11 protein-coding genes and 1 pseudogene are annotated in these 9,566 nt (G+C 67.4%); 5 read left to right on the top strand and 7 right to left on the bottom strand.

Annotated elements, in window-relative coordinates:
- Together Y704_RS23215 and Y704_RS18830 are read left to right on the top strand one after the other, a co-directional pair.
- A pseudogene (locus Y704_RS23215) lies at nt 1–198 on the top strand (hypothetical protein); the annotation flags it as partial.
- A 149-nt stretch (nt 199–347) separates the two neighbouring features.
- Nucleotides 348–854: a GNAT family N-acetyltransferase gene (locus Y704_RS18830; RefSeq protein WP_051476674.1), complete on the top strand. Its 507-nt coding sequence runs from the start codon at nt 348–350 to the stop codon at nt 852–854.
- A 28-nt stretch (nt 855–882) separates the two neighbouring features.
- Here Y704_RS18830 and Y704_RS18825 read toward each other — a convergent pair whose 3' ends face one another.
- Complete coding sequence (locus tag Y704_RS18825; protein WP_051476673.1) at nt 883–1,494, bottom strand: TetR/AcrR family transcriptional regulator; 612 nt, start codon at nt 1,492–1,494, stop codon at nt 883–885.
- 55 nt (nt 1,495–1,549) lie between these two features.
- On the opposite strand from Y704_RS18825, the gene Y704_RS0103975 reads away from it, so the two are divergent.
- Nucleotides 1,550–2,710, top strand: coding sequence for an MFS transporter (locus tag Y704_RS0103975; RefSeq protein ID WP_253904226.1), 1,161 nt, complete (start codon nt 1,550–1,552; stop codon nt 2,708–2,710).
- Here Y704_RS0103975 and Y704_RS0103970 read toward each other — a convergent pair.
- The 5 genes from Y704_RS0103970 to Y704_RS23880 all read right to left on the bottom strand — a co-directional run bounded on the left by Y704_RS0103970 (nt 2,688) and on the right by Y704_RS23880 (nt 6,175).
- A complete protein-coding gene (locus Y704_RS0103970) occupies nt 2,688–3,260 on the bottom strand; it encodes a GNAT family N-acetyltransferase (protein ID WP_026549146.1) in 573 nt (190 codons plus the stop codon). The genes Y704_RS0103975 and Y704_RS0103970 overlap by 23 nt on opposite strands.
- Before the next feature lie 92 nt (nt 3,261–3,352).
- A complete protein-coding gene (locus Y704_RS18820; RefSeq protein WP_051476672.1) occupies nt 3,353–4,123 on the bottom strand; it encodes a carotenoid biosynthesis protein in 771 nt (256 codons plus the stop codon).
- Nucleotides 4,124–4,242: 119 nt separating this feature from the next.
- Complete coding sequence (locus Y704_RS0103960) at nt 4,243–4,485, bottom strand: PspC domain-containing protein (protein WP_026549145.1); 243 nt, start codon at nt 4,483–4,485, stop codon at nt 4,243–4,245.
- Complete coding sequence (locus tag Y704_RS23210; RefSeq protein WP_026549144.1) at nt 4,482–4,700, bottom strand: hypothetical protein; 219 nt, start codon at nt 4,698–4,700, stop codon at nt 4,482–4,484. The genes Y704_RS0103960 and Y704_RS23210 overlap by 4 nt, the downstream gene beginning before the upstream one ends.
- A complete protein-coding gene (locus Y704_RS23880; protein ID WP_051476671.1) occupies nt 4,697–6,175 on the bottom strand; it encodes a PspC domain-containing protein in 1,479 nt (492 codons plus the stop codon). Before Y704_RS23880 ends, Y704_RS23210 begins: the two co-directional genes overlap by 4 nt.
- Before the next feature lie 144 nt (nt 6,176–6,319).
- Here Y704_RS23880 and Y704_RS23875 point away from each other — a divergent pair, with 144 nt between their 5' ends.
- Nucleotides 6,320–7,555, top strand: coding sequence for an ATP-binding protein (locus tag Y704_RS23875; protein ID WP_026549143.1), 1,236 nt, complete (start codon nt 6,320–6,322; stop codon nt 7,553–7,555).
- Nucleotides 7,539–8,213, top strand: a complete 675-nt coding sequence (locus tag Y704_RS0103940; RefSeq protein ID WP_026549142.1) for a LuxR C-terminal-related transcriptional regulator — start codon at nt 7,539–7,541, stop codon at nt 8,211–8,213. Before Y704_RS23875 ends, Y704_RS0103940 begins: the two co-directional genes overlap by 17 nt.
- A 21-nt stretch (nt 8,214–8,234) precedes the next feature.
- Here the strand turns inward: Y704_RS0103940 and Y704_RS0103935 are convergent, their stop codons facing one another.
- Nucleotides 8,235–9,470 carry a pyridoxal phosphate-dependent aminotransferase gene (locus Y704_RS0103935; RefSeq protein ID WP_051476670.1) on the bottom strand — a complete coding sequence of 412 codons (1,236 nt, stop codon included), beginning with the start codon at nt 9,468–9,470 and terminating at the stop codon, nt 8,235–8,237.
- Nucleotides 9,471–9,566: the final 96 nt, after the last annotated feature.

Raw genomic sequence — 9,566 nt, 5'->3', positions numbered from 1 at the left:
GTCGTCGAGCCACGCTCGATCGACTTCGGTGGGCCGGACTTCCTCTCCGACTCCACCGCCGCCGTCGTACGCTGGCTCGTGACCATCGAACACACTATCGAGGGCCTGCCCGAGGGCCTCGTGCTCCAGGACGTCGCCGTCCAGGAGGACGGCTTCCGCGCCGACCTCCGGGGCGAGGACGTCAAGCTCGTCCCCTGACCCGCCCTGTCCGGCTCGTGCAACCGGCAGGCGATCGAGGCAGGGCTCAAGGGGAACGTACGACGCGCGTTCTCATTCAGCTGGCGAGTTGCCCTGCGCAATGTCGGGCTGGCCGGTGGCCCGGATCGTTCCCCGTACAGTGTTTCACCATGATGTTCGAAACGAGCAGGCTCCAGGCGCGTCACTTCGAAGAAGACGATCTCGAAGAATTCGCAGCACTCTGCGCAGATCCCGCGGTCATGCGGTTCGTGGGTGATGGCTCGACGATCACGCGGCCAGAAGTTGCCCGCTGGATCGGAGTGTGCCAGGACAAGTATGCCAATCGCGGGTACGGCACATCGGCGATCTTCGAAAGAGCCACCGGCGACTTCATCGGCTACTGCGGCGTGGTCCGGCCCCCTGCCCAGGACTTCGATGAACTGATCTACGTGTTCCACCGGAAGTTCTGGGGGAGAGGCTACGCAACCGAAATCGGGCGGGCAATGCTCGCTTACGTTTTCAGCATCTCCGCACTCAGCGCAATCTCGGCAACGATAGATCCGGACAACGAGAAGTCCACACAGGTAGCAGCCAAACTCGGAATGATCGAGATGCCGTCCGCTGATCACACGGTGAGTTACTGGTCCATCCAACGCCACGGGGGCGCGTCTGGGTAGGCGCTGAGCTGTCCCGTAGGACGAGCCCTTACGGCACCTGCGAAGAGTGATGAGGTCCGGGGCGTGTCGGAAATGCGCTGGCTGCGAGGGTGGCGATTTCCCGGCCTTGACCAATGGGGTCCTCGGGGCTGCCGCGAAGGAAGCTTGCGAGGGTCCCGTTGTAGATGAGCAGAATAGCTGCAGCCAACTGGTCCGCTCCGGCACCGGCAATCGGTTCGGAGAGGCTGCAGAGGCGCCGGGTGAGCAAGGCAGTGTCGGCTGCAATGAGGTCCACTGCCGGATGGTCCGTCTCGTAGATTTCCACGGCTGTCGAGAGGAACGCGCACCAGCGGGCGCTGTGTTGGCCCTCACGGTACAGCTTCAGGGCGTCGAAGACCGCCAGCAGGCGCTCCTGGTCCGAATCCGCCGCGCGGATTGCTTCATCCCAATAGGCCTGCCACGTATCGAGTCGCCGTAGAAGGCTCGCCTGGAGAAGCCCGTCCTTACTGCTGAACTGGGCGTAAAGAGTGGCAACGGAGACCCCTGCCCGTGCCAGCACATCGTCGACCCCGGTATTGGCGATGCCGTTCCGGTAGAACAATTCGTCCGCAGCGTCCAGTAGCCGCTGCCGCGCAGAGGGATGTCCGGATTGTGTTCCCATACCCACCACTATAACGTTGGTTCTACCAAAACGATCGTTCTACCAAGGAGGACGGGTGCGCACCCAGCTGCCGTTCATCGCCGGCGCCACCGCGCTCATCGCTGCTACCTACGGCCTGGCCCGCTTCGGTTATGGGTTGTTCGTCCCGGCCTTCAGCCGGTCATTCGACCTGACTCCTGCAGTGACCGGCACCATTTCCAGCGGCAGCTTCGTTGCCTACTGCGTTGCGGCAGCCGCGGCCTACCGTATGGCGCGCGCGCCTCGACGAACGGTGTTCCTTGCCGGAGCAGTCGCATCCGCGGGCAGCATCGGGGTGGCACTCTCAGGTTCCGCGATGATCTTGGCTACCAGCATGCTCATCGCCGGCGCCGGCGCCGGATTCGCCTCGCCGGGCCTGGTCACGTTGGTCGAGGAGAGAATCAGCTCACCTGATGCTGCCCGGGCACAAGCGGTGGTCAACTCGGGCACAGGATTCGGCCTGGTTATCGCGGGGCCACTCGCCCTGATCCTTACCGATCAATGGCGAACAGCCTGGTGGATCATCGCCGCCATCAACGTCGCCGCAACCGTCGCTGTGCTGACTACGGGCAAACTCTCCACTGCAAGAACACGCACTGGGGGATGTGCGAGCTTCCGGCTCGCCGATCTGAAGCCATTGCGGCCAGCGGCGATGGCCGCCTTGCTGGCCGGAGCCTCCAGTGCCGCCGTCTGGACCTTCAGCCGGGCGCTGGTCACCACGGAAGGTCGGTTGAGTGAATCCGAAGCGACCCTTTTCTGGGTGTGCCTCGGCGCGGCCGGCATCGCAGGTGCCTTTTCCGGTGACCTCGTCACCCGATGGGGTCTACGGACGGGGTGGATCACCACCACGACACTGATGGGCTCAGCGACCCTTGCCCTTGGCGCCTGGCCCGCCAGCAACCTTGCCGTTTACGGTGGCGGCGCCGTGTTCGGTGCAGGCTATGTCGCGCTCAGCGGCGTCCTCATCGTCTGGGCCGCCCGTATCCTGCCCGACCATAGCGCAGCCGGTACCGCAGCCCTCTTCATCTCCCTCGCCCTCGGCCAGGCTCTCGGATCACTGCTCATCGGTGCGCTGCTGGAGCTGACCGATCCGTTACTGGCTTATGCCATCGCTGCCGTGATCGCCAGCACGAGCATCGCTCCAGCATTGCGCGGCACCTCAGGTGTCGCCGCCGTCAGCGCAGCTCGAGCCGCATGAGGATTCGGGGGAACCTGTTCACGACCGAGGTGGTGTCTGCCACCTTGGTGAAGCCGACCCGCTCGAAGAGCTTGCGGGTGCCGACATAGGCCATGGTGAGGTCGACTCTGTTGCCATTGTTGTCCACCGGGTATCCCTCGATCGCGGGAGCGCCGTGCTCACGCGCGAAGTCGACGGCGCCTGCGAGCAGATGATGCGAGATGCCATTGCCGCGGTGCCCCGGCCGCACGCGGATGCACCACACGGACCAGACGTCGACGTCGTCCACCTGCGGAATGGTGCGGCTGTGCGCGAAGCTCGTGTCGGCGCGCGGGTGCACGGCGGCCCAACCGACCACCTCGTCGCCGTCATAGGCGAGCACGCCGGGCGGTGGATCCTGTCGGCAAAGACGCTGGACGAGTTCCCCGCGATCCCGCCCGAGCAATGCGACATTCTCCTTCGACGGAAGGCGATAGCTAAGGCACCAGCAGACGTTCGCGTCGGCGCGCTTGGGCCCCATCATCGTCTTCATGTCGCTGAACACCGTTGCTGCGCGCACCTGGATCGCCATGGATTCACCCTGCCATCAACACGAGGCACCGACAATGGTTTGATGACGTGGGTCGAGCACACCCGCGGGCTGCACTCAGGCCGGGGTCCTTGCTACATTGCGTCCTGCAGGGCACGGGCCAACTGGGCCCGCCGGGCGATCAGGAGCGCGATCAGGGCTGCGGCAAGAACCGCAGGGAACACGAGACCCGAAAAAATCGTGACGCCCAACCAGAGGCTCAGGGACGCGATGAGGCTGTCGAGGAGGCCCGGGCGGATTCCGGCACGGCCGAAGCTGCGGCCTCCTGCTGCGGTGAGGATCGCCGATGCGAGCAGCCCCGAGATCAGCCAGCCGCCGTAGTTGGACAGGGGAACGCCGTAGTAGGGCCCGCCGCCCGGCCAGACCCAGAACCCGAGCGAAACGGCCCCTGGGTCGAGCACACCGTCCACCACCACCAGAAGGAGGGCGGAGGCGATAATTCTGCGCAGGGTGCGTCCGGCTCCGGCGAAGACCGCGACCGTCCCGATCACCAGGGGAACGTAGGAGAGCGGCAGGAGGAAGGGAACGAGATCGAAAGCCCTGGGGCCGAGTGGCTCTCCGTAGTAGAACTCACCGTAGGGATAGCCGGTCGCCACACCGAACCCTTCGATGAGGTATCCGAACAGTGAGACGGCCACGAGTGCCGCGGCCGCCCGGACCGCTCCCAACTGCCGCCACAACGCCACGAACGCCGGCAGGGCAATCAGGACGTTGAAGACGTAGGAACCGACGCTTGCGCCGGGTACGTCGGGAAACTTCACCACGAAGTAGCCCGAGAGGAAGAGGAAGACACAGGCGCCGATGAGGAGCCGGGGGACGGGGCGGGGAGTTGCGGTTCGTGGCACGCTTCCCATCCTTGCAGGTGGCCCCACCGCCTCAAACCGCAGCGGCGGACCGCGGAGCGTGCAGTCCCGCAGTTCCGACGCGCGCCGCACCGGAGCCGCGTTGACACGAGAGCACGCTCCTAGCGGATGGTGAGCAGCTTTTCCAGCGCGATGGTGCCGTCGGTCTTCGGCAGCAGGAGCCAGAGAACGCCGTACAGGGGGATGCTGATCACGGGGAGGAGGAAGCTCAGCAGCATGCCGATGCGCACGTACACCACCGGCCAGTTCAAGGAGAGGGCAATCCCGGAGGCGATGCCGCCCGCGAGGCCTCCGGGTGCGCGTTTGATGGGGGAGGAGCGCAGGATTCGGTACAGGGTGTTCATTCGCTCGAGTCCTTCCGCACCATGGACAGCGCGCCCCCGACCACGAGCGCGGCCCCGGCTCCCACCAGGAGGCCCATGAGGACGATTCCGGCATCGAAACGAAGGTCGGTCAGCTGGTTCAGGAGGACGAGTGATCCGATCACGAGGATCACGGCGCCCCAGACGATGGTTCCTGCCCGGGGGCGTCGGGGAGAGGAGGTGCTCTGCGTACTCATGGGGTGTTTCCCGTCTCTTGGGCCGTCACGCTGACGTCGCTGACGGCGCCGCTGACTTCGATGATGATGGTTGGTCCGGAGGATTGCTCGCCGAGTTCAAGGGTTTCCGGCTGCCACACGCCCTCCGATGCGAAGCTGTCAGTGCCGTCGGTCAGTTGGACGGCTCCAAGGATCAGCCGCGACCGTACCTCCACCGGAACACCGGCGGGGACGGCGATGTCCACGTCAGCGGCGACGGAATGAATCGGAACCACGACGTCGTTCCGCAGCGTTCCGAGCTCCGTCAGGTCGATGGTGCTTTCCGCCGCCACCGCCGTATAGCCGCGCTCCGCCGTCGTGATCTCGGTTGCCGCGGTGCTCCCGGAAGCGGCGACGATCCACCGTCCCTGCGGGAGCTCCAGGGGAAGCACGACGGCGGCGAGTGCCGTCAGGAAGCCGACGAGACCCATGAGCCCCGAGGTTCGGCCGAGGATTCCCAGGATCACGACTCCCAGCCCCAGGGTCATGGCGCCTGCTGCGAGCGCTACTGCTCCCACAGTGTCGCCGAGGTCGAGGACATTGGTGTAGTCGAGGGCAAGGATGATGCCGACGACGGTGAGTGCAGCACCGAAGGAAAGAGCCGTCTGGCTGCCGGAGGGCCGCGGGACGGGAGTCCTGGGTGGCGTCGCCTGATAGGGGCGGGTGTCGGTCGGCAGGGGACCCATCGGCATGGTGCGTGTGGGCGCCGTCCGTGTGGGCATGGTGCCTGTCGGCACCCCTCCGCTGTGCATAGCACCCGCCTGGGGTGATCCCGCCTGGGGTAATCCCGCCTGGGGTGATCCCGCCGGGATTGTGGCGGAATAGGCGCCGCCCGCCTGCTGAAAGCCTGCCTGCCGGAATCCCCCGCCCGGATAGCCCGCCGGGTAGCTTGCGGCCGGGTAACTTGCCGAGTAGCCCCCTGCGAGGGCTTCGCGGTTGCGTGACCGGTTGACCGCCCAGTAGATGATGAACACCACGCCGCCCACCCACGCGATGGTCCAGAGGAAGGGTGCGGCTCCGCTGTCGCCGAAGAAGGGAAGGTTGGGGCGCCACAACCCCATGACGGAGAGGATCGCGGCCCCCGTCATGCCGCCGGTCCAGATGCCGCGGCCGGCCTGCTCGGCGTGGATGCGCCCGTCAGGCTCGGGCAGGAGTGCCCAGGCGAGTCCGTACAGCAGCACGCCGATGCCACCGAAAACCGCGAGGATCACCAGCAGACCCCGCACCAGGACGACGTCGAGCCCGGTCCGCTCGGCCAGGCCACCGGCCACGCCGCCGATCCAGCGGTCAGGGGCGCGGACGATGCCGAGGCTCCGCAACCAGCTGAAGAATGAATTCGACGTCGAAAGGGAGGTGGAAGCGGCGGTCGGGGGCTGGTCCTGCCCACCGTCCGGGCCGCCGGCGGCGTGCGCTCCTGCGTAGGGTGGGCGTTCGTCTGGTGCTGGTTCGGAAGTCATATCCTGATCCTGCCAGCGGGGCTCCGGTTGCGGAATCGGGGCGAGCCCTGAGTTCTCCCTGAGCGTCCCCCGGGATTCGCGCGGTGAGCCCTGAGAGCGGCCGAAGGCCGTCCGGGTGACCGGGGGACGTGCTTCTATTGAGCCATGAGACCTCCACTGCTGCGCTCGCCGGACGGCGTGATAGCAGGGGTGTGCGCGGGTCTCGCAGTGCATCTCGGCCTCTCTGTCCGGTCTGTGCGGATTGCGATGGTGCTCCTGACCTTCGCCTCGGGGGCCGGCGCTATCCTGTACGCCTGGTTGTGGATCTTCGTGCCGTCCGCCATGGACCGTGCCGCCGGAGTGCGGGTCAGGAGCGGGCCGGCACGATTCATCAATGAGCACCCTGCCCGCCGGGCGGGCCGCAAGGAATTCCTTGTCGGCGCGGGGATGCTGCTGCTCGCGGCGGCGTTCGCGGCCCAGCAGCTGGGCCTTCCGGTGCAGTGGGGCACGCTCCTTCCCCTGGGGGTGGTGGCGGCCGGGGCGGCCCTGGCCTGGGCGCAGCTCGACGACGTCCGCCGGGCCGGTCTGATGGACCGGGCAGGTGCGCACCGGGCCAGCGGGCTGGCGCGGCTCCTGGTAGGTCTTGTCCTCGTGATCATCGGTGTCCTCGTGATGGTGTCGGGGTCCATCCCGTGGTCGCTGACCTGGGCCACACTCGCCGCAACTGCCGCCGTCCTGGGTGGAGTGGGCCTCGTTCTGGCGCCGTGGGGCCTGAAATTCTGGCGCGACCTCGAGGTGGAACGCGCGGGCCGCGTCCGTGAGGCCGCCCGCGCCGAATTCGCGGCGCACCTCCATGACTCGGTGCTGCAGACCCTGGCGCTGATCCAGAACCGGGCGACGTCGGAGTCGGACGTCATTCGGCTGGCCCGGGCGCAGGAGCGCGAGCTGCGCCAGTGGCTCTATTCGGACCAGGCGGACCAGGCGGGCACCCTCGCGGAGCGGATCCGCGCCTTCGCCGCCGAGGTGGAGGACGCCTACGGCTCGTCGGTGACTGTCGTGGCGGTGGGGGACGCCCCGCTCACTCCGGGCAATGAGGCACTCGCGCAGGCGGCACGGGAAGCAATGCTGAACGCGGCCAAGCACGCGCGCGTCCCGGTGTCGGTGTACCTTGAACTCGGCCCGCGCGGCTCCGAGGTGTTCGTCCGGGATCGCGGTTCGGGCTTCGATGAGGCCGCGGTGCCGCCGGACCGCCTCGGAATCCGGGAGTCCATCCACGGGCGGCTCTCCCGGCACGGGGGTTCCGCCTCGATCCGCAGCGGACCTGACGGCACGGAAGTCACTCTCAGCATGCCTGAACATCCATCAAGAGATCGCGGGGAGAGCAATGGACACGGTTCATGAGGCCACGGCCGGCACGGATGTGAGCGTCGTCGTCGTCGATGATCACGCGATCTTCCGCTCGGGACTCAAATCGGACCTCGGGCCGAGCATCACCGTGCTCGGCGAAGCCGCGACCGTGGAGGAGGCGATCGCGGTGATCCAGCAGCACCGGCCGCAGGTCGTGCTCCTCGACGTCCACCTTCCGGGAGGGAGGGGCGGGGGAGGTGCCGAGGTGATCCATGGCTGCTCGCGCCTGGGCAGCGACACGCGGTTCCTTGCGCTCAGCGTGTCGGATTCGGCGGAGGATGTCGTGGCAGTAATCCGTGCGGGGGCGCGCGGGTACGTCACCAAGACCATCTCGGGGGCGGAAATCACCAACGCCGTGCACCGGATCGCCTCGGGGGACGCCGTCTTCTCCCCGCGGCTGGCCGGTTTCGTCCTCGACGCCTTCGGCACTGCCGCGGTCGCCTCCGTCGATTCCGAGCTCGACCGTCTCTCCGCACGCGAGGTCGAAGTGATGCGCCTGATCGCGCGGGGGTACAGCTACAAGGAGGTCGCGAAGGCGCTGTTCATCTCGGTGAAGACCGTCGAAACCCACGTCTCCGCCGTGCTGAGGAAACTCCAGCTCTCCTCGCGCCACGAACTCACCCGCTGGGCGGCTGAGCGGCGCCTGCTCTGACGGGCGTTGCCTGAATTCCCCTCAGCGGGCCGACGACAGGAATTCCTGCAGCCGACCGACCCCGACCGCGAGGTCCTCGTCCCCGAGGGCGTAGGACAATCGGAGGAAGCCGCTCGGCCCGAAGGCCTCGCCCGGCACCACGGCTACCTCCACCTTCTCGAGAATCAGGGCAGCGAGCTCCGCCGACGTCGCGGGAGCCGCGCCGCCCAGGGTGCGCCCCAGCAGGGCACGGACATCGGCATAGGCGTAGAACGCACCGTGCGGCGTGGGGCACTCGACGCCGTCGATCGAATTGAGACCGGAGACCATCGCGCGCCTCCGCCGGTCGAAGGCGACCTTCATCTCCTCCACGGCCGTCAGAGGGCCGGAAACGGCAGCCAGCGCAGCCATCTGGGAAACGTTCGCGACGTTCGACGTCGCATGGGACTGGAGGTTGGTGGCCGCCCGGATGAGGTCCTTCGGCCCGATCATCCAGCCGACGCGCCACCCCGTCATGGCGTAGGTCTTCGCGACGCCGTTCACGATCACGAGTCTGTCCCCCAGCGCGGGGGCGGCCGTGGCGATCGAGGTGAAGGGGACGCCGTCGTACGTCAGGTGCTCGTAGATCTCATCGGTGACGACCCACAGACCGCGCGCGGCCGCCCACTCGCCGATGTGCCGTACCTCATCCGGCCCGTAGACGGCCCCGGTGGGGTTGGACGGCGAGACGAACAGGAGCACCTTGGTCCGGGCCGTGAGCGCGGCCTCCAACTGGTCGGTCGTGACGAGGTAGCCCTGCTCGGGGCCGGCGAACACCTCCACCGGGACACCGCCGGCGAGCCGGATCACTTCGGGATACGTGGTCCAGTAGGGCGAAGGGACCAGCACCTCATCCCCTGGATCGAGCAGGCCGGCGAACGCCTCGTAGACGGCCTGCTTGCCGCCGTTCGTCACCAGGACCTGCGCCGGATCCACGCGATAGCCGGAGTCGCGCAGGGTTTTCTCCGCGATGGCCTGCCGGAGTTCGGGGAGCCCTGCGGCGGGGGAGTAGCGGTGGAACCGGGGCTGCCGCGCGGCGTCGATAGCGGCCTCCACGATGTAGCCAGGCGTCGGGAAATCGGGTTCGCCGGCCCCGAACCCGATCACCGGCCTGCCTGCTGCCTTGAGGGCCTTCGCCTTGGCATCGACGGCCAGCGTCGCGGACTCCGCGATGGACGCGATCCTGCGGGAGATGCGCGGAAGGTTCTGGCGCGTCGAGTCGTCGGTGGTCGCGTTCATCGGGTCCCGTTTCGTCAAGAGGGTATTGCCGTCCCCAGTTTAGGCGGTCGTCCTGCGCTGGGATGGAAGGAACGCCGGGCGGTGCGAGCGGTTCCG

Source organism: Arthrobacter sp. Br18 (assembly GCF_000520555.1).
Lineage (GTDB): Bacteria > Actinomycetota > Actinomycetes > Actinomycetales > Micrococcaceae > Arthrobacter_D.
This window is presented reverse-complemented; position numbering and strand designations above follow the sequence as displayed.